The 25,231-nt window shown below is 43.1% G+C and carries 27 protein-coding genes and 1 tRNA gene; 15 read left to right on the top strand and 13 right to left on the bottom strand.

Annotated features, from left to right (window positions below; genetic code table 11):
• Positions 1 to 26: 26 nt before the first annotated feature.
• Positions 27 to 527, bottom strand: a complete 501-nt coding sequence (locus P2G54_RS13370; RefSeq protein ID WP_275871941.1) for a phosphoglycerate mutase family protein — start codon at positions 525 to 527, stop codon at positions 27 to 29.
• 61 nt (positions 528 to 588) lie between these two features.
• Complete coding sequence (locus P2G54_RS13365; RefSeq protein WP_275871939.1) at positions 589 to 1,323, bottom strand: RluA family pseudouridine synthase; 735 nt, start codon at positions 1,321 to 1,323, stop codon at positions 589 to 591.
• 111 nt (positions 1,324 to 1,434) lie between these two features.
• Between P2G54_RS13365 and P2G54_RS13360 the strand changes: the two genes are divergently transcribed.
• On the top strand, positions 1,435 to 2,622 hold the full coding sequence (locus P2G54_RS13360; RefSeq protein ID WP_275871937.1) for a DUF4221 family protein: 1,188 nt from the start codon (positions 1,435 to 1,437) through the stop codon (positions 2,620 to 2,622).
• A gap of 73 nt (positions 2,623 to 2,695) precedes the next feature.
• Here the strand turns inward: P2G54_RS13360 and P2G54_RS13355 are convergent, their stop codons facing one another.
• From P2G54_RS13355 to ubiE, 4 genes are all read right to left on the bottom strand, one after another.
• Positions 2,696 to 3,322: a M15 family metallopeptidase gene (locus P2G54_RS13355; RefSeq protein ID WP_275872146.1), complete on the bottom strand. Its 627-nt coding sequence runs from the start codon at positions 3,320 to 3,322 to the stop codon at positions 2,696 to 2,698.
• Between the two features lie 114 nt (positions 3,323 to 3,436).
• Positions 3,437 to 4,195, bottom strand: a complete 759-nt coding sequence (locus P2G54_RS13350; protein WP_275871935.1) for an SDR family NAD(P)-dependent oxidoreductase — start codon at positions 4,193 to 4,195, stop codon at positions 3,437 to 3,439.
• A 98-nt stretch (positions 4,196 to 4,293) separates the two neighbouring features.
• Positions 4,294 to 5,022 carry a porin family protein gene (locus tag P2G54_RS13345; RefSeq protein ID WP_275871933.1) on the bottom strand — a complete coding sequence of 243 codons (729 nt, stop codon included), beginning with the start codon at positions 5,020 to 5,022 and terminating at the stop codon, positions 4,294 to 4,296.
• Positions 5,023 to 5,045: 23 nt separating this feature from the next.
• Positions 5,046 to 5,768: a bifunctional demethylmenaquinone methyltransferase/2-methoxy-6-polyprenyl-1,4-benzoquinol methylase UbiE gene (gene ubiE, locus P2G54_RS13340; protein ID WP_275871930.1), complete on the bottom strand. Its 723-nt coding sequence runs from the start codon at positions 5,766 to 5,768 to the stop codon at positions 5,046 to 5,048.
• A 123-nt stretch (positions 5,769 to 5,891) separates the two neighbouring features.
• On the opposite strand from ubiE, the gene yihA reads away from it, so the two are divergent.
• The 3 genes from yihA to P2G54_RS13325 are packed head-to-tail and all read left to right on the top strand — an operon-like array spanning position 5,892 to position 7,316.
• The gene (yihA, locus tag P2G54_RS13335) at positions 5,892 to 6,503 is read left to right on the top strand and encodes a ribosome biogenesis GTP-binding protein YihA/YsxC (RefSeq protein WP_275871928.1); all 612 of its coding nucleotides are present in this window, start codon (positions 5,892 to 5,894) and stop codon (positions 6,501 to 6,503) included.
• A gap of 38 nt (positions 6,504 to 6,541) precedes the next feature.
• The gene (locus P2G54_RS13330) at positions 6,542 to 6,964 is read left to right on the top strand and encodes a DUF5606 domain-containing protein (RefSeq protein ID WP_275871926.1); all 423 of its coding nucleotides are present in this window, start codon (positions 6,542 to 6,544) and stop codon (positions 6,962 to 6,964) included.
• A gap of 43 nt (positions 6,965 to 7,007) precedes the next feature.
• The gene (locus P2G54_RS13325; protein WP_275871924.1) at positions 7,008 to 7,316 is read left to right on the top strand and encodes a hypothetical protein; all 309 of its coding nucleotides are present in this window, start codon (positions 7,008 to 7,010) and stop codon (positions 7,314 to 7,316) included.
• A gap of 34 nt (positions 7,317 to 7,350) precedes the next feature.
• Here the strand turns inward: P2G54_RS13325 and P2G54_RS13320 are convergent, their stop codons facing one another.
• The 4 genes from P2G54_RS13320 to P2G54_RS13305 form a co-directional block, all read right to left on the bottom strand.
• Positions 7,351 to 9,282 carry an OmpA family protein gene (locus P2G54_RS13320; RefSeq protein ID WP_275871922.1) on the bottom strand — a complete coding sequence of 644 codons (1,932 nt, stop codon included), beginning with the start codon at positions 9,280 to 9,282 and terminating at the stop codon, positions 7,351 to 7,353.
• Positions 9,283 to 9,320: 38 nt separating this feature from the next.
• Positions 9,321 to 9,809, bottom strand: coding sequence for a hypothetical protein (locus P2G54_RS13315; RefSeq protein ID WP_275871920.1), 489 nt, complete (start codon positions 9,807 to 9,809; stop codon positions 9,321 to 9,323).
• A 77-nt stretch (positions 9,810 to 9,886) separates the two neighbouring features.
• Entirely contained in the window at positions 9,887 to 10,678 is a 792-nt protein-coding gene (locus tag P2G54_RS13310; RefSeq protein ID WP_275871918.1) for a (Fe-S)-binding protein, read from the bottom strand.
• A gap of 68 nt (positions 10,679 to 10,746) precedes the next feature.
• Positions 10,747 to 12,081, bottom strand: coding sequence for a 4Fe-4S dicluster domain-containing protein (locus P2G54_RS13305; RefSeq protein WP_275871916.1), 1,335 nt, complete (start codon positions 12,079 to 12,081; stop codon positions 10,747 to 10,749).
• Positions 12,082 to 12,184: 103 nt separating this feature from the next.
• Between P2G54_RS13305 and P2G54_RS13300 the strand changes: the two genes are divergently transcribed.
• The 7 genes from P2G54_RS13300 to P2G54_RS13270 all read left to right on the top strand — a co-directional run bounded on the left by P2G54_RS13300 (position 12,185) and on the right by P2G54_RS13270 (position 17,038).
• Positions 12,185 to 12,257, top strand: a tRNA-Phe gene (locus tag P2G54_RS13300).
• Positions 12,258 to 12,530: 273 nt separating this feature from the next.
• Positions 12,531 to 13,022, top strand: a complete 492-nt coding sequence (locus P2G54_RS13295) for an RNA polymerase sigma factor (protein ID WP_275871914.1) — start codon at positions 12,531 to 12,533, stop codon at positions 13,020 to 13,022.
• Positions 13,019 to 13,450 (top strand): hypothetical protein, encoded by a 432-nt coding sequence (locus P2G54_RS13290; protein WP_275871911.1) that lies wholly within the window; start codon positions 13,019 to 13,021, stop codon positions 13,448 to 13,450. The genes P2G54_RS13295 and P2G54_RS13290 overlap by 4 nt, the downstream gene beginning before the upstream one ends.
• Positions 13,451 to 13,453: 3 nt before the next feature.
• Positions 13,454 to 13,996: a DUF4252 domain-containing protein gene (locus P2G54_RS13285; protein WP_275871909.1), complete on the top strand. Its 543-nt coding sequence runs from the start codon at positions 13,454 to 13,456 to the stop codon at positions 13,994 to 13,996.
• A 31-nt stretch (positions 13,997 to 14,027) separates the two neighbouring features.
• Entirely contained in the window at positions 14,028 to 14,522 is a 495-nt protein-coding gene (locus P2G54_RS13280) for a DUF4252 domain-containing protein (RefSeq protein WP_275871907.1), read from the top strand.
• A gap of 236 nt (positions 14,523 to 14,758) precedes the next feature.
• Positions 14,759 to 15,880 carry a hypothetical protein gene (locus P2G54_RS13275; RefSeq protein ID WP_275871905.1) on the top strand — a complete coding sequence of 374 codons (1,122 nt, stop codon included), beginning with the start codon at positions 14,759 to 14,761 and terminating at the stop codon, positions 15,878 to 15,880.
• A gap of 594 nt (positions 15,881 to 16,474) precedes the next feature.
• Positions 16,475 to 17,038, top strand: coding sequence for a hypothetical protein (locus P2G54_RS13270; protein ID WP_275871903.1), 564 nt, complete (start codon positions 16,475 to 16,477; stop codon positions 17,036 to 17,038).
• A 116-nt stretch (positions 17,039 to 17,154) separates the two neighbouring features.
• On the opposite strand, the gene P2G54_RS13265 is transcribed toward P2G54_RS13270, so the two are convergent.
• The 3 genes from P2G54_RS13265 to P2G54_RS13255 are packed head-to-tail and all read right to left on the bottom strand — an operon-like array spanning position 17,155 to position 20,702.
• Positions 17,155 to 18,888: a M14 family metallopeptidase gene (locus P2G54_RS13265; RefSeq protein ID WP_275872143.1), complete on the bottom strand. Its 1,734-nt coding sequence runs from the start codon at positions 18,886 to 18,888 to the stop codon at positions 17,155 to 17,157.
• A gap of 12 nt (positions 18,889 to 18,900) precedes the next feature.
• Positions 18,901 to 20,496: a M14 family metallopeptidase gene (locus P2G54_RS13260; protein ID WP_275871901.1), complete on the bottom strand. Its 1,596-nt coding sequence runs from the start codon at positions 20,494 to 20,496 to the stop codon at positions 18,901 to 18,903.
• On the bottom strand, positions 20,493 to 20,702 hold the full coding sequence (locus tag P2G54_RS13255; RefSeq protein WP_275871898.1) for a hypothetical protein: 210 nt from the start codon (positions 20,700 to 20,702) through the stop codon (positions 20,493 to 20,495). Before P2G54_RS13255 ends, P2G54_RS13260 begins: the two co-directional genes overlap by 4 nt.
• A gap of 8 nt (positions 20,703 to 20,710) precedes the next feature.
• Between P2G54_RS13255 and P2G54_RS13250 the strand changes: the two genes are divergently transcribed.
• The 4 genes from P2G54_RS13250 to P2G54_RS13235 all read left to right on the top strand — a co-directional run bounded on the left by P2G54_RS13250 (position 20,711) and on the right by P2G54_RS13235 (position 25,216).
• Positions 20,711 to 21,541, top strand: coding sequence for a universal stress protein (locus P2G54_RS13250; protein ID WP_275871896.1), 831 nt, complete (start codon positions 20,711 to 20,713; stop codon positions 21,539 to 21,541).
• A 6-nt stretch (positions 21,542 to 21,547) separates the two neighbouring features.
• The gene (locus tag P2G54_RS13245; protein ID WP_275871894.1) at positions 21,548 to 22,783 is read left to right on the top strand and encodes a cation:proton antiporter; all 1,236 of its coding nucleotides are present in this window, start codon (positions 21,548 to 21,550) and stop codon (positions 22,781 to 22,783) included.
• A gap of 102 nt (positions 22,784 to 22,885) precedes the next feature.
• Positions 22,886 to 23,914, top strand: coding sequence for a ferrochelatase (hemH, locus tag P2G54_RS13240; protein WP_275871892.1), 1,029 nt, complete (start codon positions 22,886 to 22,888; stop codon positions 23,912 to 23,914).
• A gap of 138 nt (positions 23,915 to 24,052) precedes the next feature.
• Positions 24,053 to 25,216, top strand: coding sequence for an MFS transporter (locus P2G54_RS13235; protein WP_275871890.1), 1,164 nt, complete (start codon positions 24,053 to 24,055; stop codon positions 25,214 to 25,216).
• The last annotated feature ends 15 nt before the right edge of the window (positions 25,217 to 25,231 follow it).

Here is a 25,231-nt window from a genome sequence, read left to right as displayed (position 1 = left end):
AAGAAAGTTGTTTCAGAAGCTGTTATTTAATACTCCTTATACAGCTTTCTAGTGACTGTCGATCCGCTTTTATCAATCTTCACTTCATAGATAAAATCATATTCCACATCCTCCAGATCTGCAAATTTTTCTCCCTCTTCCACAAAATAATTTGCCAGCTTACTGACTGTATTGCTATGACCGACAACCAGGATGTTTCCTTCCAGGCTTTGAAGTTGTTTGGCAAATCCCTCCTGATTCGTGGGATCGTAAGATTGAATTTCGATTCCAGCAGCTTCAGCAGTAGGCTGGGCAGTTTGGCGGGTTCTTTTATAATCCGTACTGAAAATATGCTTGATCTCCTCATCTTCAAGAATCTGGGCAAGTTTTTTGGCTCGCACATAGCCAACCTGTGCCAGTTCAGGGTCCTTATCCTCAACCAGCATTTTCTCAGCATGACGAACAATGTAAATGGTTTTTGGCTGGGGTGAACTGGAGCAGGAAGCCAGAATCAAAGCAGCGAAAAAAAGAATGAGGAGATTTTTCATGATTAAAATGTAAGAAAGCCTACCAACTTGACCAAGTTTATTGAAGTTTGGCAAATCGATTTTAGCCTGAGAATGAATTGTCCAGATGCTGATCTTTGGCTTTTACATTTTCAAAAACCAAGAACTGCTCCCAAAACTCCTCCTCCGGCAATGCTGCTCTCAGATAGAGTTTCTCCTTTTTGATGGGGTGGACAAAAACCAATTGGAAGGCGTGGAGGTTGATGCTGGCGTCCGGATTGGCTTTGGGGAATCCGTACTTGACGTCTCCTCGGATAGGGCAGCCCATAGAGGCCAGTTGTACCCGGATCTGATGAGGGCGTCCTGATATGGGTCGGACTTCAATCAACCAGTGGTCGTTTAATTTTCCAAGGGTTTTATAATTCAGTTCGGCTTTCTGAGAACCGGGAACTTCCCGCTCGTGAGCCGTCACTACATTCCTGTTTTCGTCTTTGGTCAGCCAATGGGTCAGCTTTCCCTGCTCCTCTTTGGGCCTTTTTTTGACAATAGCCCAGTATATTTTATGAATGTCTCTTTTGCGGAACAATTCCATCATTCGCTCCAGCCCTTTGGAAGTCCGGGCAAAAGCCACCAATCCACTTACCGGACGATCCAATCTATGGATGGGATGAAGAAAAACGGCTCCCGGCTTATTGTATTTTTGGGCGATGTATTCCTTGCAGTAATCGATTAAGGTTTTGTCCCCAGTCTTGTCTCCCTGGACTAAAATCCCCGAGGCTTTGTTGACCACCAAGAGATGGTTGTCCTCATATACTACTGTAAATGCTTTCTTTTTCATAATTAATTTCAAAGGTAGCTATTTTATGGGGAGGGAATTTTATTTTAATTCCTTTACTAGATTGTAATTAAACAGGTATTAGTATACTAGAAGTTTAAAAATAATAAATAGATGAAATTTCTTTGGATTATTCCCTTCCTACTTTTAGGCATTAGTTGCACAAATCCCCAAAATGAATCTTCTGACTCTCAAGATTCACAGAAGGGCTATTTCTTAGAAGCCCAAGACTCAACCGTAGTCCATGACATCATAGCCTCTACTTTTATTTATCAAGATGGGGATGAGGAACATTTGGTTTTTAAAGATGCAGCCGCCTCAACCGTATATGTGTTTGAAAGAGATGGAGGTAAACTGATCAACCAATGGACAAAGACTGGTGATGTGCCTGGGGCTTTTTCAATGGCTAGTAAAAACCTGATTTTAACAGATGAGGGAGAAATTGTGGTACTGGATATGATGTCAGGATTGCGGGTTTTTGAAAAAGATGGCGAACTGTTAAATAGTGCTCCCCCAGTGGCAAATCAGTGGAGTTTTGGAGGCGCTTTTAATTTGTTTCAGGAAAATCAGATAGTAACAATTCAAGGAGAAAAACACCTTCTTTACTCCTTGGACAAACTGGAGGCAGAACGGGAATATTCTACAGACTATCTTCAGAATCGAAAGAATCTCGTTCTGACAAACCTTAAAACAGGGGAACATCAATTGATTCTCCCCTTTCCGGAGGGATCCAAGTTTCTGAGCGGAAAGGTTTATCCTTTTGAGGATTTTCGTCCTAGATTTTCGGTGGATGAATCAGAAAATAAGCTATACCTAATTTTTCAAAATGAACCGGTTCTCTATACTTATTTCTGGAATGAAGGACAGCCTAACTTGGAATCTAGTCAGCGGATAGATTTGCCTGGGTTTGAAGAAAATGAAGGTTGGGAGCCGGGAGCTATTTCTATGGCCCAGGTTACAGACCAAGCCAATGAGCCCTTTCCTGCTAGGATTCAGGCTTTGGTTCAGATTGAAGATGGATTCATGATAAGCTTTAGCACCCAACCTGTTGATAAAACCATTTATCAGCTTTATAAAGAAAAACAGGCCACTAAGGAACAGTTTGCTCAATTACTCGAAGAGACTAAGAGAAAAACGGTTTTATTGGATAAATCAGGTCAAGTATTCCCGCTTGAACTTCCGGAAATGTACTACGAAAGCTTTCAGTTAATAGACGGGAAAATCCATTGGATGAAAAAGCCCGAAAGTGGAGTAGAAGCGGAAGAGTTTACCGTATACTGGGGAGAATTAAGGGCTCATTAAGTTTTTTCCCTTGGTCAATTAGTCTTCATCTCTACTAATCCCTCTTTTGGAAAGTGTCATTTTAGGGTATTTGTCAGTTGACGATTTTGAATTTTTCCCCGGCTTCTTTTCTGGAATAGGCATTGAAGTGCCACCACTCCGAACCGATCCCCGTAAATCCGGCTTCATTCATGACCTTTCTTAATAATTTCCTGTTTGCCAGCTGTTCAGGATTTAGTATTCCTTCTGCCAGCATCTGCTCCTCCCGTTCGGGATAAGCAGCATAGCCAAAGAAATCATAGCCTGTACCCATATCCAGGGTGCTGTCGGCTTTGGTGTTGAATATGGTCAGGTCCACAGCAACCCCATAATTATGAAGACTCCCCACTTTGGGGTCTGCTACATACAGGGGCTTGACGCTGTCGGGTTTATCCAGATTGTCCCAGAGAATCTGCTGTACCGAAAGGGGACGCACCCCATCATAAACCAACAAGGTGTAATCAGGGTTTTCCTGTTTCAATAGCGCTTGGGCAGTTTTCAGTTGCTCTGCAACCACTGGCTGTAGATAAGCAACCGTCAAGTCCCCATAGACATCCTGCTCAAAGAAATTGTCTGTAGTGGAATATTTCAGCTCAACTTTGATCCCCGGAATCACCTCTTTCAGATTGACCAATCCCTGTTCTATGAGAAGTTTTTCCAATCGGGGTTTTTCTTCTTCCATGTTCTGGGGCGCAGCGTTAGCTCTTTGTTGGGCGGAAAACTCAGCTTGATCACTTTTGGGAGTGCTGCATGCAAGAAGGAGAGCAAGAAAAAGAAAGGGATGATTTTTCAATGCTTAGCTGCTTTTGTTGACTACTGTTGCGGAAGCTTGGGCGGTTGGAAGGACTACTATGTCCGCCAAAACAACATGTGGAGGCCGGTTTACGCAAAACTCCACGATCTCGGCGATATCCTGGGCCAGAAGGGGCTCAAATCCCTGATAAACTTTTTCAGCGCGGGTTTCATCTCCTTTAAATCTTACCAGGGAAAATTCAGTTTCCACCATTCCCGGATGAATGCCGATTACTTTAATTCCAAAGGGATTCAGGTCTATCCGCATTCCTTTGGTAATAGCATCAACTGCATGCTTGGAACCGCAATACACATTGCCATTGGGGTATACTTCTTTTCCAGCGATGGATCCGATATTGATGATAGTACCGCTTTTTCTTTCACACATTCCCGGGATGATTGCCTTGGAGACGTAAAGCAAGCCTTTGACATTGATGTCCATCATGGCATCCCAGTCGTCTATACTTCCCGTTTGAATGGGGTCCATTCCATGTGCATTACCGGCATTATTGATCAATACGTCAATGTTTTCCCATTTTTCGGGTAGGTTTTCCAGAAATTTGAACACTTCTTCCTTTTCTCTGACATCGAAGACCAAAGGCAGTACTTCCGTTCCTTCGGGCATTTCATTTTTCAAGTCCTTCAGTCGATCAGCTCTCCTTCCCGTGGCGATGATGTTGTACCCGTTTTTTGCCAAAATCAAGGCGCAGGCCTTTCCAATCCCGGAGGTAGCCCCGGTGATCAATGCTATTTTTCGTTCCATGATTCCAAGTTAGGGTAAAACTGAAAAAACAAAAACCATAACTGGAAGCTATGGTTCAATCGATGGATTTTCGGGATAAATGTTCCCTCCAATTCCATTTACTGGAAGTTGAGGTAAACAGTGATGGTTTTTCTCTTGACAGAGGAAATCACGTCTTGAAGTTCCGGTATGGTGTTTTCCCGCTGGTAAAGGTTGTTCAATCCATGGGAAAACCGGATTTCTGGGGCAAATTTGAAATACTTGAAATAAAGCTCGAAGCCCATTCCCAATTCAATGGCATAATCTTGTCCAGTGGTAACCAATGGTTCCAGATTGGCTTCATCTTGGGTTTTAGTCCGAAACTGATAGCTGGCACCTCCAAGAAAATACATGCGGGTATTGTTGAAGCGCTGGGATCGGTACTTGAAAAGAAGGGGGATTTCCACAATGGTGGCTTCGGACATCAGGGTGTTGATCTCTCCCGGTATCAATTCCTCATCACCGCCGGGAACGTTGACACTTCCCGGATCTTCTGGGAAATAATGAACCTCTGTTTTGTATTCATAAAATCCCACCTTTGGGGTGAGCAAAAGCTGCACCTGGTCATGTACTCGGTACATTCCCAAAAAACCCAAGGAGAAACCGGGAGAATATCTTGGAAAGACAGCTCGAATATTGGGAGAAATCCCTGCATTTGGATCAAGAAACAGGTCATTGTATTCAATTCGGTAGGCACTGTTGTGTCCTGCCAAAAAGAAACCGTAGGAAATCAACTGATCATCCGAACCTGAAGAGCTGGTCATGCCGAACATTCCCTGGGCAGTACTTTGCTGCAGAGAAATGGCCATGAAAAGTCCGATAAGGGTAAATGTTACTTTACCCCTACATAAATTGAGCTGATACCAAAAGTGAGTGGCTTGCATACGGTGCTGTGAAATCCTACCTTTTTCAATACGGCCAGAAAATCCTCTCCATCCGGGAAGGCCTGAACTGATTCAGGAAGATAAGTATAAGCAGAATTGTCTTTGGATACAATTTTTCCAATTTGGGGCAAAATGGTATTGGAATAAAACGCATAAGCTTGCTTCATTGGAAAAGAACGCGGCTTACTGAATTCAAGAATCACTGTTTTGCCCCCGGGCTTTAAAACCCGGTACATATCCGCCAGTCCTTTTTCCAGATTTTCAAAATTTCTGACACCAAAAGAAACGATTACCGCATCGAATTTATTGTCTTCAAACAACAAACCTTCTGAGTCCCCCAATTGCATTTCAATCTTGTCCTCCAGTCCGCGTTTTTTCATTTTTTTGCGGCCCTCTTCCAGCATCCCTTCAGAAATATCCACCCCGATGATTTTGTCCGGATTCAGCGCCAAAGCCTCAATCGCAAAGTCCCCTGTACCGGTGGCAATGTCCAAAATCAGTTTGGGCTGATCTTTTCGGAGCATTTTAATTGCTTTCTTTCTCCAAATGATATCAATTCCAAGACTCAGTACGTGGTTGAGTAGGTCATACTTGGGACTGATGTTGTTGAACATCTCAGCTACCTGAGCTTTTTTAGGGTCTTCTTTATCTTTGTAGGGAAGGACGGACATCACAAAACTTTCTAATTCGGCGCAATATTACAGAAGAAACCCGAGTATGCGAAAATTGTTGACTTTTGAGGGGTTCCAAATGCTAAATAATAATACCTTATTTTTGCAGGGAAATACAAACTCATGATTCAGAAAGCCCAATTTGTAATATCCAACACCAATCCATCCAAATGCCCCAATCCTGACCGGGCGGAGGTTGCTTTCATCGGCAGGTCCAATGTGGGGAAAAGTTCCCTCATCAATGCCCTGACAGGAAAAAAAGAGTTGGCTAAAACTTCCCAGAAACCCGGTAAAACCCAGTTGATCAACCATTTTATGATTGATGACAGATGGTATCTGGTGGATTTGCCAGGCTATGGTTTTGCCAAAGTCAATCTGAAGGTAAAGCAGGGATGGGAGTCTATGATCAGTACCTATTTGACCAAAAGGGAAAATCTCTGTGGAGTATTTGTCCTGATTGACAGTAGGCTGGAGCCTCAAAAAATTGACATTGAATTTTTGGTGTGGTGTGGAACAGAAGGTGTTCCTGTGGTATTGGTGTTTACTAAGGCGGACAAGCAATCCAAGACCAAGACTGATCAGAATGTGAAAAAATTTCTGAAGAAGATGGAAGAGGTATTTGAGGAAGCTCCGGAATATTTTGTGACCAGTTCGGAGACAGGGTATGGGAAAGACGAGCTGGTAAAGTTTATTGAGGAATTGGTCAAAGAGTACGAGTCCGGAGAAATCATTTGATGTCAAGTTCTATATTTGCAAGCTGAAAATTATAACCCATGAATTTTAAAGAAATTGCTACAGTAGCCGGCAAGCCCGGATTATACAAAGTATTGAAGCCTTCCAGAACCGGTGTGATTCTGGAAAGCATGGATGAGAAAAAAGCCAAAATGGTAGCGGGGATGTCCCAGCGGGTAAGCATTTTGAGCGATATTTCCATCTATACAACGACTGAAGAAGGTGCTGAGCCTTTGGACTCGGTCATGAAAAAAATCGAAGCCGAATTCAAAGGAGACTTGGGTTTGGATGAAAATCCGGATGACAGTGAACTGAGAGCCTTCATGAAGCATGTTTTGCCTGATGTGGATGAATCAAGAGTGTATGTCTCAGATATCAAGAAATTGATCTCTTGGTATAAAATCATCCGAGTTCAGGCTCCTGATGCCTTGGTAGATTCTGAGGAGGAAAAATCAGAAGCCTAAAAATATCAAAGCCCGTTAATCGGGCTTTTTTCGTATCCAAAGTATGGGGGAAGATCAATCTGAAATAAAAGCTGCAGCCTTTGAGTTGCTCAAGCAGGAAATCGAATTGCCTGCTTTGGAGGAACATTTTGATGAGGAAAAAGCAATTAGGTTCATCGCCAACGCAATTGGTGAATTGCTTAACCGTGACTTTGAGCGTCTCCTCCAGATTTGCTATCGTATCGACCTGGGAGAGGAAAAGCTGAAAACAATTCTTTACAAATCCGAACCCGATCAGATCGCCCTGGATCTGGCCCGGGCATTATGGGAGCGCCATAAACAAAAAGCCGAAATCAGAAGAAAGTATTCCTGATTTCGGCTTTTTGTGTTTCGGCTTGTTTAATCCTTTAATTTTTTATTTCGATCACCTTAAACTCCGTACGTCTGTTGACCTGGTGTTCTTCCTCGGTCTTAGCATCCTCGATGATCAACTGGGATTCCCCATAGCCTTTGGCAACCAGTCTATCAGCCGAGATCCCTTGCGACACGATATAGTCCACAGCAGATTGTGCTCTTCTTTGGGAAAGATCCAAATTGTAGGCATCCGATGATCTGGAATCTGTATGCGAACTTAATTCGATTCGAATGCTCGGATTATCTTTTAGGATTTGAACCAATTTGTCAAGTTCCAAAGCAGCATCTGGCCGGATTTCGGCCTTATCTAGATCGTAATAGATGTTTTCCAGAATGATGGATTTTTCCAGAATCAATTGGTCCAGCACAATGGTAGTATCCAGAGTAATGTTGGTCACATCTTGGATCAATGTGCTTGGGTCAGGAGTTTTTCCCTTGGTGGAATAAGGTACAGATTTGGAGAAATAACCGTTTTTGGAGGTGATAATGGTAAAATCCGCTTCCGGCTCCAAAGTAAATCGAACCCGTCCGTTTCTATTGGAGAAATCACCTCCGATTTGCTTGTTGTTCCCGTCGTAAAGAACCACTCTTGCCTGTTCGAGAATGGCATCTGGCTCTCCTGCTACCCGTTGCTTGGTCGTGACATTCAGGAGTACATTGACAATTTTTGGTTTAGGGGTTTTGTCCTCAAAAAAGTAAATATCATCGTCTCCTTTTCCTCCTTCCCGATTGGAAGAAATAAATCCGCTTTTTGGATATTCTGAAAAGAAAATCCCGAAATCGTCATTTTTGGAATTGAAATTCTCTCCCAAGTTCTTGATGATTTGTTTCCCGGACTCGTCTTTTTCAGCCACGAATAAATCCAGTTTCCCATAGCCCGGATGCCCGTCTGAGGAAAAGAAGAATTTTCCGTCAGGGGCTATTCTCGGGAAAAATTCATTTCCCGGTGTATTGATGGTAGGGCCAAGGTTTACTGCATTTCCGAAATCACCATTTGCCAGTTTGGTGGCTTTGTACAAATCCAAGCCTCCGTAACCTCCGGGTCTGTTGGACGCGAAATACAATTCGCTTCCATCCGGGCTGAAAGCAGGGGAGGTGTTATACCAAGTTTCATCTTCGTTGACTGGCATCCAAATCGGCTGAGTAAATCCTGCTCCTCTGAAGTAGGAGGCAAACAAGGCTACTTCCGGGAGGTCCTTGGGAGAGGTGGAATTGCCACGGGCATAGATGATGGTGTTGCCGTCGGGGCTGATCGCAATGGCTGCTTGGTTGAGTCCTTCTTCATTACGGAATTCGGGCAAAGCCTGTACACTTCCCACATCGACACGTAAACCTTCAGCTCTAGTTCGGAACAGTTTAGTATAGGGAGTTCCCGTTGCAGGGTAGATCCCGGAGGCTTGACGGCCGGAGGTGAAATAAAGAAAGTTTTCACTCAATACCGGAGCATATTCCGCTCCAGCTGTATTCAACTCGGTATAGTTGGAAAGCACATGGTTGGGCAAGTAATTCTCTATCCCTTCTGCAAGCCGAATACTCTCTATTTCACGCTGCGCTCTGGCAGATAATTCTTCATCTTGGGTAAATTCTTTTGCTTTTTCAAAAGCATCCTTAGCCTCATCAGTCTTTTCCTGGGCCTTAAGACTTTGTCCCAAATGGAAATAATTTTCAAAGCTCGGTTCCTCCTCTATAAGTTTTTGGTAATAGGGAGCAGCGTTTTCTATCCGATTGGAAAGCCGGTAGGACTCTGCCATGATCCGGTTGGCTTCCTGATTTTCCGGATCCTCAGAGAGGATTTGTGAAAAAGTACCAATTGCATATTGGTATTCACCTGACAGAAACTGGTTGGTGCCTTTCTCCTGAAGGCTCTTACAGGACCCCAAGATGATCAGTAGGAAAATACTGAACTGCAAAAAATGGTTTTTCATTTGAAGCGGTGTTTCTGAACTATTCTGAATATTACTAATTAATTTGGAAAATATTTGTTCAACCAACTTTTTCCGGCAGAAACCCAAAGCTCCTGAATGTCGGCTTTGGTTTGGATTTGTGGGTTGATGACCAGAGTTTCTGGAGAAATTTCTCCTGCCTGAACTTGGGATTTTATCCCCAATGCCGGAGTCACCCGGATAAATCCTTCCTTGGCCTTGAAGCTTACTTTTCCCCGGTCGGTTAGGTTGATTTGGAGCAATCGTTCCAGTTCAGTCAAAACCCGGACAGAGCTGTCAATGGAGCATCCGCTGGCGCCCAAGCCGCTTTCATCCACCGCCAAAATCAAGATCTGATCATCAAGAACGGAAAATGAGGTGGGCATCATGTTGCCGTGTGTATTCCAACCTTCACAGAATTTTTTAAGACGGGAGGAAATGATCTCTATTTCTTCCGGATTTAAGCTGCGTTCAGCCTGATAAACCCATACTCTACTATGGTCCGGTAATTTTTCAAAATCTACGTACATACTGTTTCAATTTTGGGTAAAGAAAAACCCTTTCAACCTAACGGCAAAAAGGGTCAAATTGATTCAAAATAGAAGACTCAAATTCCCATGTCCTTGGCGATCATTTCCGCAAGGTCATAAACTTTGACGTCTTCTTCCCGCTCTTTGTTTTTAACTCCATCGGTCATCATGGTCAGACAGAATGGACACCCTACGGCAATTGCTTGGGCTCCTGTAGCCAATGCTTCTTCAGTTCGCTCGATGTTGATGTCTTTTTTTCCGGGCTCAGGTTCTTTAAACATCTGAGCTCCGCCTGCACCGCAGCAAAGTCCCTTGGTTCGGCAGCGTTTCATTTCCACCAGTTCCACGTCCAGTGCCTTGATCACTTCCCTTGGGGCTTCATAGACATCATTGGCACGACCCAAGTAGCAGGAATCGTGGAAGGTGATCTTCTTTCCCTTGAATTCCCCGCCCCCTTTGAGTGTCACTTTTCCTTCATTGATGAGTTGTTGAAGAAATTGAGAATGGTGGATCACCTCATAGTTTCCTCCCAAAGCCGGATATTCATTTTTGATGGTATTGAAGCAATGGGGGCAAGCGGTCACCACTTTTTTTACTTCATACCCATTCATTACCTGAATATTGGCTACGGCCTGCATCTGGAAAAGAAATTCATTTCCGGCACGTCTTGCCGGATCTCCGGTACAGGTTTCTTCAGGTCCCAAAACCGCAAAAGAAACCCCTACTTTGTTCAGGATTTTCACAAAGGCCTGGGTTACGGCTTTGTATCGCTCGTCAAAAGAGCCTGCACATCCGACCCAAAAAAGAACTTCCGGGCTTTCTCCTTTTGAGGCCATTTCGGCCATGGTTGGTATTTGATAGGTTGACATCTGTCTTCTTTGTTTTCAAGTAAATGGTAATCAATTCTGGAAATGGAGAGTTATGCTCAGACTTTCTCTCATTTCATTTCCTCTTCTTTGACTTTTTCGGCCCAGTTGAATCGGTCAGAAGGGCTGAATTTCCAAGGGGAAAAACTGGTTTCCATATTTTGGAACATGGCATTCCATTGTGCCGGAGTTCCGGATTCCTCCATCGCTACATAGCGTCTGAGTTGTAAAATGATGGAAAGGGGGTCGATATTTACAGGGCATGCTTCCACGCAGGCATTGCAACTTGTGCAGGCATTGATTTCCTCTTTGCTGATGTAGTCGCCCAAAAGGGACTTTCCGTCTTCCAGTCCTGCTCCACCGGCATCCAAGCTTTTGCCAACCTCTTCAGCCCGGTCTCTCACATCCATCATGATTTTTCGAGGTGAAAGCTTTTTGCCAGTCAGATTTGCCGGACATTCAGAGGTACAGCGCCCGCATTCTGTACAGGAATAGGCATTCAGTAGATTGATCCAAGAAAGGTCATTGATGTCTTTTGCTCCAAATCTCCCTATTTCTGCGGGAGCTTCGGAAGAGTTTTCAACAGGGATACCCAGCATCATGTTTACCTCATTAGTCACCTCGGGCATATTTTGCATCTCTCCTTTGGGTTTCAGGTTGGAATACCAGGTATTGGGAAAGGCAAGGAAAATATGCAGGTGCTTGGAGTAGGTGACATAAACCGCAAATGCCAAAATCCCTGCGATGTGGAACCACCAGGCAAAACGCTCGATGAAAACCAAAGAGGAGTTGGACAAACCTTCAAAAATCGGCTGAAGCAAGCTGCTGAAAAACAAGGTTCCCAGTTCCAAATAATGCGCATCTCCTCTGCCTGCCAAAATCTGGTCAGTGGCATTCATGCTCAGAATGGCAAGCATGAGAATGATTTCTATACTTAAGATCAAGTTCCCGTCCAGAGCAGGCCAGCCTTTCATCTCCGGCTTGGTGAAACGCTCCACTTTGAGGATGTTTCTTCGGATCAGAAAAACCACACAGGAGAAAAGAACGGCTACAGCGAGGAATTCAAATATGTTCATCAGGACCGTGTACCCTGAGCCCAGAATCGGGGCAAAGAGTCTGTGGGTTCCCAATATTCCGTCCAGTACAAACTCCAATACCTCGAGGTTGATCACAATAAATCCCACGTAGACGAGGAGGTGGAGGAATGCCGGGATCAGGCGTTTGAACATCTTTTTTTGACCAAAGGCAACCAGAAACATGGTCTTCCATCGGGCATTGGCTTGGTCGTTTCGGGTTTCGTCTTTTCCCAAAAGGATGTTCCTTTTGAGGAATTTGACTCTTTTGCTTAAAATAAAACCTGCAGTAGCAAGAATTATCAAAAAAGCGAGTTGCGGTAAAAAGCTCATAGTGATGAGATTAGCGGATTGTTTGGGTTTACTTCAATAAAATTTTCTTCAAATGGTTTGTATGAAAATATCAAATACCTACCTTTGCATCACTTTAAGAAAAGGTGATGTAGCTCAGTTGGTAGAGCATCGGACTGAAAATCCGTGAGTCGGTGGTTCGAGTCCACTCATCACCACGAGCCCCGAAGCAATTCGGGGCTTTTTTTATGTCTTTTTTCGAGGTATTTGCGTTCATTTCGGAAATTTTCATCCCATGCAAAGTAATAAATACTCTGCATGCATACTATTTTTTGAAACTAATTTAGGATCAATTTTCACTTGTGCCAAAGAAATCGGCCCTACTCCATTTAACTTATTCGGGAAGCGGGTGTTTTTCAACTCCTCTAAAATTTAATTTTTTTTAGATTGAAAGTGTAACATTCGTTAAAGCCCTGCATTAACCATATAGAATGAAGTCATTTTTTGAAGTACATATCTGGCCGAAGAGAAGCAAACTCTATCGGTTGGTCTACCTCTGGGTAAGGGATAGGTCCCTTGCAGAGGATATGCTGCAGAATGTTTTCGAAAAATCCTTCAATCGAGAGGGTGAACTCCAAAACCATCCCAACCTGATGGGTTGGCTGGTCCGAAGCCTTAAAAATGAAGTCTTGATGTACCTGAGGCAAAATAAGGTTTTGGATTCACTGGAGGGTTTGGAGGACTTGAAGTGGGATGATTCTGCAAAAGATGAGACGAAGGAATCAGTGAATAAAGTGATGTGCCTGTTAAAAACTCTCCCTTCAAAGCAGCAGGAGATTTTCCAATTGCGGGAAGTGGAAGGATTGAGTTATGAGGAAATAGCAACCTATCTGGAATTGAGTTTGGAGCAGGTGAAAGTAAACCTGCACCGTGCCCGAAAAACAATCAAAGAGCATATGCTCAGCCAAAAAATGACCAAATGAAGAAGAGAATAGAGGAGCTGCTGGAAAAATACTGGAATGGGGAAAGCAGTCTGGAAGAAGAAAAGGAACTGAAATCCCTGCTTCAAAATGCTGAGGGTTTTGAAGAGGAGAAGGAGCTTTTTGCCGGATTTGAAGAGTATGCGAGCCTGGAGCCAGAGCAAGTGAGGATTCCCAAAGGAAAGATTCGAAAGATGAGAATATCCTGGATGAGTTATGCTGCATCTGCAGCCATCCTCATAGGGACTTTCTGGGGATGGGGCATTTTCCAACAAAAGCAAGCAGAGCAAGAGGCTTATGAAGAGGTCATGATGGCTTTTGCATTGATACAAACCAATCTTTCAAAGGGTCAGGATCGACTGAAGCCCATGAATGAACTGAAATACCTGAATACAACTGAGCAACTATTTAAAGATCAAACCAAGAAATAAGCCATGAAAAAATATTTAATAATCCCCTTGATGGTTTTGGCATTTGCTTTTCGGGCACAGGCCCAAGATGATGCCATTCAGCGATTTTTTTCCAAGTATATGGAGGATGAGCGTTTTTCCCGTGTTTTCATTTCCCCGAAGATGATGCAGATGGCAGGAGGGTTTTTGAAAGACAACTCCGAAAAAGATCCTGATGCAAAAGATCTGGGTGAACTGATCCAGAAAGTAAGGGGAATTCGAATCCTTAGTTCAGAAGAAGTGGACGGAATGGCCATGTACAAGGAGGCCATGGGGACTCTGATCAAAAACAAATATGAGGAACTGATGGACGTACAGGATAAAGGTACCAGCCTGAAATTTATGGTTCGCGAAGAAGGGGGGCTGGTAAAGGAGCTCCTGATGGTCTCCGGGAATGGAAATGACTTTACGCTACTTTCTATGTTGGGAAATTTCACTTATAGGGATCTCAATATGCTGGCAGAAAAAACCGATATCCCGGGAATGGACCAATACGGGAAAGGTAATAATGCTTCTAAAAAGAACTGAATATAAACTAACCTAACTATTAAAACACATTATGAAAAAGCTGATTTTAACCTTGTCTCTTTTTGCACTGATTTTTGGAGTGCAGGCACAAAGCAAGAGCGTTCAGGCGCTTTATGAAAAATACAAAGGAGAGGAAGATTTCTTCCACATCGAGTTGGGCGGGAATTTCCTGAGTTTTGCTGAAGGGTTTAAAATTGATATAGATAAGGACGACATGGCCACTGTAGCCAAGTCTTTGGAAAAGCTGAACTTTTTCACGTTGCCGGATAATATTGATGCAAGTGGTGCGGAATTCAAAGCATTGCAAAAAGGACTGGAAAGAGAGCGCTATGAATTATTGATGGAAGCCTCTGAGGGTAAGAAAGGAGGGATGATGGTATATTCCAAAGGAGGAAATACCATTTCGGACCTGGTAGTGATGATTGCAGGGGAAGAGGGGGATTTGATAGTAGTGGAAATGAAAGGAAAGTTCGATCAGGAACTGGTAGCCAAGGCGACAAATTATAGCGCAAGAGGGTTGAATTAACACCTCAATTCATGAAAAATAGGGCGGTGGAGACACCGCTTTTTTTGTAGGGCAGGACATCGGGTCTAGCCTCTTTTTTATTTTACCATTCATCTGTATTGATTGTTATTTTCTAATCGCCTTTATAACTATTTTTTTATTATAAAAATCGTTAGTAAGCAAAAATATTTCACTAAATTCTTATCTTAAAAAATTCTGATCGGAAACGTTCACATCAAAAAACTAGTAAAATCTACATGAAGATTTATAAAATGCTTTTGCTGTCGATATTTCTTCTTTTTGAAAATGTGGTTAATGCCCAAACCACCTTTTCGAAAATAGCTGAATTCAAAATTGATCTTTTATACCCTGTAGAGATTTTAGACTACAATCCTTTCAAAAAACAATATCTGGGATATATCAATCAAGGAAGCAAAGGGAATAAAATCACTTTGTTTTCAGAAAGCGGTAAAGTCCTTGTCTCTGAAATTTTACAAGGGGAAGGACCCAACGAGATCGTAGAACCCATCAATCAAATAGCTTTTTCAGAAGAAGGAAATATTTGGATTCATTCCAGTCAAAATCTGTACCTGTACGATCAAAATCTTAAAAAGATAAAAAAAATACCCTTTAACTCTAAATACACAATAACCCGATACACTCCCAAAAAACTAAATTTTTTCAACGGAGAGGGTGTTAATGGAGATTACTCGTTTATCAGTCAACCTTCCGGATATTCCACATTTTTTGGATTTACAGATTTTTTGAAAGAAAATCTTCTGGAAGTATTTAATCCGAAAAACGAAAAGACTTACAACTTAGCGCCAGTTTCAGATCGGTCAAATTTTTCTAAACTGGATCCCTCCATTGAGTCAATTTATGCTCCTGTTTATTCGCTAGACAAAAGCCGTGGGAAACTATATCTGACCACTACTTTAGACGATGAAATAAGCATCGTTGATTTGAAATATAAACAAGTAACAGGGAGTATCAAGGTTAGCCATGGTGATTTTTCGGTACTGAAATCGTCGAAGATTTCCTTAAGCAATATACCTTCTAAAGGTCCAATAACTCTTGGAGCAAAAAATAGAAATATTTACATTCTATCCGATGGAACTGTCATATTGGAATATATAAAAGCTATTCCTCCCGGGATTTATGAACAGAAATTAGCTGACGACCGGAGTTACCATCACTTTGGAGATCCAAGTTACCGTCGAGTAATTCTGATTAGAGGAGGGAGACAGATCGGAGGAGATGTTGAAATACCCTATGGAGAAATCTCCATGCTTATGCCTGATGACACTTTCTTAATCAAGTTATTAAATCCCGAAGAAGAAGAGGATTTTACTCGATATGGGATTTTTCAATTGAAATAGATTTTTGCAATACTTTTAGCCGAGGTGAAATTGATCTTCTTCGCCCTCAGGTCTACGGTAATTCCCTTCATTGTTCCAGATGGCTTTAATATCCCGTTTGTTTAGCTCACAAAACTGTTGAATGATCGATGCCATAGAAGCTCCAAACGGCCTTGTTTTTTGGCAAAAACGATTATTTCTCCAATAGACCATATGATTTTAAAAAAAATGATAAAAAATTTTCATTCAATACAATCGATTGCGAAAAACTGATTTCGTTTATTGATGTGCTGACATGATTTTGTGTATTATTTTTTTACAGAATAAAATTCTAAAAAATTAGCGTTTCTTAGACAAATAAGGCTCTCGCTATCGATTGCGACATAATTTTATTGATTTCACAATAAAACACATGTTTGATTGATGAATGTCAAATAAAAGCATATTTTTATTGAAACTTTTTCAATTTAAGTTCCGTATTGTATCTTTGTAATGTGATTTAACACCACATCCATCAGACCCGATGGACCCTGTAGCCCAAAATACCTCCCTAGAATGGATCTGCCGTTCCGGGTTACAAAATCAAATTAGAACCTATTCAAACCAATTATTAAAATGAAAAAACTATTCACTATGCTTTTTGTTGCAGGATTGTCAACAGGAGCTTTTGCCGCAGGTGCAGAGAATTCAATCGAAATTAGACAGACAGAACCAGCCAAAGTAATGGTTGCTGTATCAGAAGCTCCTAAAGGTGCTTTGATTGTCAAAATTACTGACGGAGATGACCGTTTGGTATTGCGTGACAAGATCACCAAAGAAGAAGCTTTTGCAAAAAGATATGACCTGAGCGCCTTGGCTAAGGGTACTTATTCCGTAGAGGTTTTGGATGAGTCCGGCGTTTTGCGTTCCGCAACTCTTGAAAACTACATTATTGAAAAGCCATCTGTTTACTCCAGAGTTTCCAAAATCGAGGAAAACAAATACAGATTGCTTGTAAGCAACTTGAAGGCTAAGGACGTAACTGTTTCCATCTATGATGGAGACAAGTTGATCCACTCTGAGAAAGTTGAAAATCCTCAGGGACTTCACAAGGTATACAGCATCGAAAAGCCAGGAGCTAACATCAGCTTCCGAGTGACGACTGCCGGTGGATTCAACAAATACCTTTCTGCCCTTTGATTCTAAACCACTATATTGATAGAAACCCCGCTTTGGTCTGAGGCGGGGTTTTTCGTTTACAAAAAAAATCCCCGGTCCTTTTTGGGCCGGGGATTTTTAATTTTAAGCAGGTTGCTTTATTTCTTCCAGCTCGCCTTTCCGCCCTTTGCAGAATCAACAGTAATGGAATAGTTGGAGGCAGATGAAACGATCCACTTTACCTTCACAGCACTCATTCCCGGAATATTTTCTACCGCTATGCGCTCGGGAGAATCCTTCTGCTCCTTGAACTTCTTGAAGTCCTCATCCTCTACTACAAAACCGGCAACCACTTTGGCTCCTGAAATACTTACGAAATCAGGGCGTTCGATTTTATGTTTCATGTCCTGAGAGGAATGGGTAGGCATCATTCTTTCATTGAAAATAGTCGCCGTAATGGCTTTCAATCCTCCGCCCATATCTTCTTCTTTCACATCTATGACAGAAAGTTTTGGCGTGTGATAGGCATGGAAAATGGTAAAGGCTGAATTTCGGTGTGCATCTTGCTCCATCAGGAATCCCGGATGAGCTCTGCCAAAGGTTTTCTTGAAACCTCCGATTTCAATCTCTCCAAACTGAGGGTGCTGGTAGGTCTTCCAATCCACGAAGGCATCTCCAAAAGTAAGAAGCTGATCCACTTTTAGCTGCTCATCCTGATTTCCTCTGCCGGCATTTTGGTGGAAATACAGGTAGGAAATCATCAGTTCATTGGAATAGGTGAATATCCCTCTGTTGCCGTAGAACCAGTCAAGTTCCCCTCCAAATACGGTATACATGTCTTTGTAAACAGTGATGTATTTGTAGCCTGGCATCATTTCCTCTCCTTTTTTGGCGATGGCATCGTAGATGCGGATATCCTCTCGGTTGTAGGTATTCACATCTTCCTCAGCACCCGGACCTCTCAGGATCAGACCACCGTAGTTATGGTAACTCTGTGCTCCGGCAATGTTGGGGTGACTCATCACAAATTCCATCACGGATCGGTTTTCAGGCAGGGAGAATGGATATCTCAAGGCCCCTCTTTGGATGTAATCCGGTTGCCAGTTCCAGCCCCAATCACGGTTTGGATCGTAGTAACCTACCCCATCATCATTGACTTCTCCGTCTCCGTCATTGTCTATGCCTTCCTGCCCCAGCATTTCATATTCTCCAACTTGGTCGGGACCCACTGTGATCAGCCTTCTCGGATCCAGAGGATCTTTGATGTAGCGGCCTGTTGGGGATTTCCGGATCATCATGGTGATGTGACCGTCACCATCCAGATCGTCCATTCTGTCCTCACCGGCCAATCCGTCACCGTCATTGTCCAGGACCATCATCCCGGATCTTGGAGTATTGGCATTATTCGGCTTCAGGAAGAAATCATTTCTAGCATCTGGGTTGATGGTAGGCGTGATATAAAAGGTTTTATCTACAAGTAATTCTTGGATAAACTCGGTGTCTGCATGCATTTCGGTAAGGTACCAGGCAGCATACAAGGCAAATTCAGCTCCTTGAATTTCATTGGAGTGGATGTTTCCGTCAATCCACATGGCAGGTTTGTCGGTATCTTTTCCAGCAGAGAAATCCGTTATGGTCAGGGTCATGATATCTCTCCCTTCATAGGATTTCCCGATGGACTGGATTTTTGCCAAATTAGGATGTGCCTTTGCGATTTTTTGCATGACATCCACGAGTCCTTCATAGGTATAGTATCTGTTCCAGGCAACTTCTACTTTTGGCATGTGGGGAGAGCCCACCGCTTTGAAGAATTTATCCTGTGCATTCGCATCTATGGTTCCCAAGCTCATTGCACTCAAAGCCAGGGCAAAGAAGTAGTTTCTTGTTTTCATAATATTCATGGCTTAGAGTTTAATATTGGCTTTTACAAAACCTACATGAGCAGCTCCTGCCTTGACAGGGACCTCTCCATTTCCTTTGACGATCCAGCTGAGGCTGACTTTTTCATAGGCGCCGATGGAGTTGATCAGCTTGATTTTATCTCCGGAAATGATCCGGTCTGCAGGTACTTCCAAATCCACTCGAACTTTTCGAAGCCATCTGGATCGCTCTCCCATTTGAGAATGGGTAGGAAGTGGGGAGTTGTTGAACAGGTCGGCAGAGATTCTGGTCAGTCCGTTTCCTAGGCTTTCGGTTTTGATATTGTGCAGTTCCAAATTTGGCTGCATATCTGCCAGTTTAAGAATAAAGGCTGTATGCTCTGAAGCAATTTCCCCAACTTTATCATAAGAAGGGTTACTCATCAAAAAGGGTTTGATTCCTCCCACTTCCACTTTTTTTCCAGGGAAATCAGGGTGCTGGATTTCTGTCCAGGCTACAAAATTTTCCTGTTGGCCAAGAGAGTCGGCCCATGCCAGGTAGTTGGCTTCTGCATTGGTTTTTCCTTTTCCAAATTCAGGAGTCCAATAGCCCGGAGTACTGAAGCTCAGCCTTGCAAAATGGAAATAAGCCCATTGAAAGAAATCGCCGTTGGTACCCTGATTAGACTGTTGGAAGGCTTTTCGGGAAACCGTTTCGTTGTAGATTTCTGAAACCATGGCATTGATGGTCTGGTCCTTTTCCAAAATGGAGGTCACTACCCTTTTTCTGGCATCCGCTGCATTGTATTTAAGCGGGGCAGAAAGGTTGTTGGAGGGAGAAAAGGTGACAAAAGCAAAGATGTTCCACTGCTGGAAGAGATAATCCAACAAGGCACGGGATTCTTTTTGGGAAACAGGAATGTCGCCTGCCAAAGGCTCAAATACGGGGAATCTATAGGTTAGGGATTTGTTGAAAGCTATCCCTTCCTTCAAATCCTCCGCAAAGCTTCCGTCTTTGTCATCGTCCTTGCTTTCTGGGTACAAAAAGTATTTGCCGGCCTCTCCCTTGGAACGGTCAGCCTTTACCATTACCCGCTCATCTTGGGAAGAAGTCACATAATCTCCCATAGGATCTTCCACTCTCATCCAAGTAATATATCCATCTCCATTCAGGTCCGTGTAACCATTTTCTCCGGCCTTGCCGTCACGGTCGTGATCCACGGCCACAGCATTTCCTCTTCTTTCATATTTCAATGCCGCGTGATATTGCTCATAAGCATCTGGGGACATATTTGGAAAAATGTAAAAAGTGGTTTTCTCAAGTGCCGCTGAGTTTTCAGATACTAATTTTTCGGCAAACTGAAGAGCAAGTTCCACACTCAGGACATGGAAGCCTTCCACTCCTCCAACCACGGCTATGGCTGGTTTTTGATCCAATTCACCGGTACCTACCTTGAGTACCCAGATGTCTTTTCCTCCATCAGTTTTGGTGAGGGAGGTCAGAGTGGCGGAAGCATTGGATGCCACTCGCTGCAATCGCTGGTTGATCTGACTGAGTGTTGGGTAGTCCGATTGTGCCATCAGGACAGTCGGAAAACTCAGACTCGCCGTAAGCAAACAGCCGAGTATGGTTTTTTTCATAAGAAATTGGGTTTAGTAATTCTTTCAAAAAGAAAAATTCCTGGTATGGAATTCATCCAAATTTTATTAAAAATACTTGAAAAATGCGGTGTTAGTTTTTCGGAAAGTCCAAATGCTGCTTGAATGGGATTAGTATTGGATAAATGGGGGTATGCAGCTTTTAGTTGGACGAATGGGTATTTTTTACTTATTTCAGGCAAATCCATTTTAACCTATGTTTAGAAAGATCGGTTTGGCAATTGCTTTTTCCCCGAGGATTGAGGCGCTGATTTCGGAGGCCAGAAGGCTTGTGAAGGTGTTTGATTCGGAATTGGTGTTGATCCATGTCGGGGTAAAAACCCCAGAGCTGGAAGGGAAACTTCTCGAAATTCTGCAGAGGTTGGGATGTGAGGAGTTGAGGACGAAAGTGCTTTGGAAAGAGGGGAAGCCTGCAAAAATGATCCTGCAAGCCTGTCGGGAGGAACATGTGGATTTGTTGGTGGCAGGAGCTTTGAAGCGGGAGGGCTTGTTTAAATACTATTTGGGTTCAGTGGGTAGAAAGATAATCCGAAAATCCACCTGTTCGGTATTGACATTGATCGAACCCAAAACCGAAACATCCGATTTTTCGAAGGTGGTGATCAACGGAACCCAACTGGAAATTACCCCGAAGGTGATTGCCGGAGGGATCGCATTTTCAAAGAAGGTGAAGGCGGATAATGTGTCGATTTTGAATGAAATCAAAATGTACGGCTTGCAGATGGGTACTGCCAGTGAGGATTCTGAGGAGGAGATTGCCCAAACAAGACGTCAGCTTGTACAGAATGAGATCGAGTATGTACAGGGCCTATTAAAAACAATTGATAAGGGAGATTTGAAAATAAATATAAAAGTAACCGGCGGGCGCTGGGCTGTTGAGTTGGCAAGATTCTGTGAAAAAATCGAGGCAGATCTGTTAATTGTTGGAGATAGCCGAAGATTGAATTTCTTTGACCGGATTTTTCCCCATGATTTGGAAGACTTGCTGAGTACACTTCCTTGTAATTTGTTGATCATTAAAAATTAAGCCTCCATGGAAACTCTCAACCATAAGGAGGTAATCAATCTCCTTCTTCAGCTCGCCTCCATGTTGATCATGGCCAGGATCTTTGCAGAGATCGCCCGAAAACTCAAGCAGCCAGCAGTGGTCGGGGAAATCCTGGCTGGGATCGTGCTAGGTCCCACTATTTTGGGTTCACTGATGCCGGGTTTTCAGGATTATCTATTTGGTACTCATGAGATGACCAATATAGCATTGGATGGGTTTGTACAGATTTCGGTGGTTTTGCTTCTTTTTATTGCCGGTTTGGAGGTCGAGTTGCAAGTGGTATGGAATCAGGGCAAAAATGCCTTAAAAATCGCTGCAGCTTCCATGGCGTTGCCCATCATTGCAGGCTTTGTAGTGGCTTATGCCTTTCCCGAATTCCTGGGGGTGAATATTCATGACAGGGCAGTTGCCTCGACTTTCTTTGGCTTGGCTATTTCTATCACCGCCTTGGCAGTGGTGGCAAGGGTGTTGATGGATTTGAACCTCTTCAAAACTCAAACCGGACTCTTGATCATTGCAGCTGCCATGATTGTAGATGTATTAGGCTGGATTGTGTTTTCAGTGATTTTATCTCTTTCAGAATCCGGAAACGGAGGGCTTGGTGTATGGCCTACAATCGGACTTACGCTGGCTTTTACCCTGATCATGTTGACTGTGGGAAAAGGACTGATCAACAACACGCTTCCTTGGATCAACAAGAAGCTAGCCTGGCCCGGAGGCTTACTTTCCCTTTCCTTGGCAATTTGTTTTTTGGCGGCGTCTTTTACAGAATTCATTGGAATACACGCCATTTTTGGAGCTTTTATCATTGGTGTGGCTTTGGGAGATTCAGAATATTTGACCGAAAAAGCCAAGGAAATCCTTCACCAGTTTATCAATAATATCTTCGCTCCGATATTTTTCGTTTCAATTGGTTTGAAGGTGAATTTTATTGAAAGTTTTGATTTGGGAGTTACTGGGGTTGTAGTGATCGTCGGGCTTTTGACCAAATATTATGGAGCTTATCTGGGAGGAAGGTTTGCCGGGATAAAGAGGAATGAATCCATGATGGTGGGTTTTGGTCTCAGCACGAGAGGGAGCATGGATATTATCCTGGGCTTGATTGCCCTGGAATATGGGTTAGTCTCTGATTCACTGTTTATTGGGTTGGTAATTCTTGCCTTGATTTCCAGTGTGGCCTCGGGACCATTGATGGCTTGGGCAGGAAGGAAGGAAGCCTAAAAGCTTTTTTCAATCTCCCATATTTGAGTTCAATTGGCTTCGTTTAACTTTCTCCCTTACTTTTGGGTTCTTAAAGTTTATCACTTATCCAAGCTTTAGATCATGGCTAAAACCGGAAAAATTGGCGTATTACTTGTCAATCTAGGAACCCCAGACAGCACTCAGACTTCGGATGTGCGAAAATACCTACGCGAATTTTTAATGGACGGAAGGGTGATCGACATTCCATTTATCCCCAGATGGATGCTGGTGAATTTGATTATTGCGCCTTTTAGGGCTCCCAAATCTGCTGCTGAATACAGAAAGCTTTGGACTGATCGTGGATCTCCACTGCTATTTCATACTGAAGATCTGAAAGAAAAGCTGACTAAAAAGCTAGATCCCGAGAAGTATATAGTAAGTATGGCCATGCGCTACCAAAATCCCAGCATTGAAAAGGGACTGGAAGAGCTTATGAAAGCAAAGGTTAAAAAAATTATTGTGGTACCGCTTTTTCCACAATATGCCTCTGCTACCAATGGTTCTGTGATGGATAAAGTGATGGAAATTGCAAGGGGATGGCAAATCATTCCTGAGATGACTTTCATTAGTAATTACGTGGATCACCCGCTTTTCTTGGAAGCTTGGGCCGAACTCGGAAGGGAAGCTATGAAGAAGCATGATTATGAAAAGTTTGTATTTTCTTATCATGGATTACCGGAAAGGCAGATTCGCAAGGGTTCTGTAGATGGATATTGCCAATTGGGAGCATGCTGCAACAAGTATGGGTTGAAAAATCAGTTTTGCTATCGGGCCCAGTGTTTCCAGACTTCCCGATTGCTTGCTGAGAAATTGGGGATTCCTGCTGAGAAAGTGCTTACCTGTTTTCAGTCCCGCCTCGGGAAGGATCCTTGGATTCAGCCTTACACAGAGGATGTGATCAAAGAATTGGCTCAAGAAGGTGTGAAGAAAGTATTGGTGTTTTCACCTGCTTTTGTGGCTGATTGTCTCGAAACCACTGTTGAGGTAGGTCAAGAATACAAGGAACAGTTTGAAGAGTTGGGGGGTGAGCACTGGGATTTGGTTCCAAGTCTCAATTCCAATGACACTTGGGTTGATTGTGTCCAAGATTTAGTCGAAAGCCGTTCCTAACCGAAAATCTCGTTTGCTTCCTGCTTATGGAGTGGATTGTCAAAATCTAGGATATTGGGATCAGCAGTAGGTCGGGTATTCCATGCCAAATTCGTACTTTGCACCTGATCTTCACCCTCCTATTAATTTTTGCCGGTCTTGCAAAAGCAATCTTCACAGTTTCTTCTGATCCTTGGGATCTTACTGGTTGCCATCAACCTGCGAACTTCAATTGCTTCAGTGGGGCCTTTAATTCCTTTTATCAGGGATGACTTGGATCTGTCAAACGGATTGGCTGGATTTCTGACCACCCTTCCTTTACTGACTTTTGCAATTTTCTCGCTCATATCCCCATCCATTGGAAAACGAATGGGGAATGGCAAAGCCATTTTCATGGCCCTGTTGATTTTGCTTTTCGGAATGGTGTTGCGGGTTCTTGGAGGGATAGAGTTGCTATTGCTGGGAACTGCATTCACGGGTATTGGAATTGTGCTCGCCAATGTCTTGCTGATCCCTCTGATTAAAAACCAACTTCCCGAAAAGCTTGGACTAATGACAGCCCTGTTGGCCACAGGGATGTCCTTGTTCGCAGCGGTTGCCGCAGGGTTAAGTGTTCCTATTGCTGTTGGTTGGGGACTTGGGTGGAGAGGAGCCTTGGTGTTTTGGGTGGTGTTTTTGCTACTAGCAATTTTGGTATGGTTTCCCCAAATCAAAAGGGCAAGACCTACCCAAAAAGCAGATACATCTCCTGTAAAAAATGTATGGAAGTCCAGGCTAGCCTGGCAAGTTACCCTGTTTATGGGGGCACAGTCTGTGATGTATTTTACCTTGATCACTTGGTTGCCTGATATGTTGGTTTCAAGGGGGATGAGTCCAGAAAAAGCTGGCTGGATCTCATCCGGAATGCAGGTTGTCTCTCTGATTGGTTCCTATTTTGCACCATCGATTTTGATCCGCTTAAAAGAACAGTCTCAGGTGATCCTGGCAGTAGGCTTGATGTATATCCTAGGCTATTTGTTGTTGTTTTCTTCAGTGGAAGGGGTGATTTATTTTTCTTTGACCATCATAGGATTAGGAATGGGGGCTAGTCTCAGCATCGCCTATACTCTGATTTCTCTGAGGACAGCAGAGGATAGGACTACTTCTAAATTATCAGGGATGGTTCAGTCTTCGGGTTATGTTCTGGCTGCATTTGGTCCCATGCTATTTGGGATATCCCTTGATTTTTTCAACAACTGGAATGTGCTGATCTATTTCATGCTCTTCTTTTCCCTTCAGTTTTTGTTTTTTGGAATTCCTGCAGGAAAAGACCAAAAAATCTAAGTCCTCAATTACTTC

The sequence above is a fragment of the Algoriphagus sp. CAU 1675 genome (assembly GCF_029222925.1).
Classification (GTDB): Bacteria; Bacteroidota; Bacteroidia; order Cytophagales; family Cyclobacteriaceae; genus Algoriphagus.
This window is presented reverse-complemented; position numbering and strand designations above follow the sequence as displayed.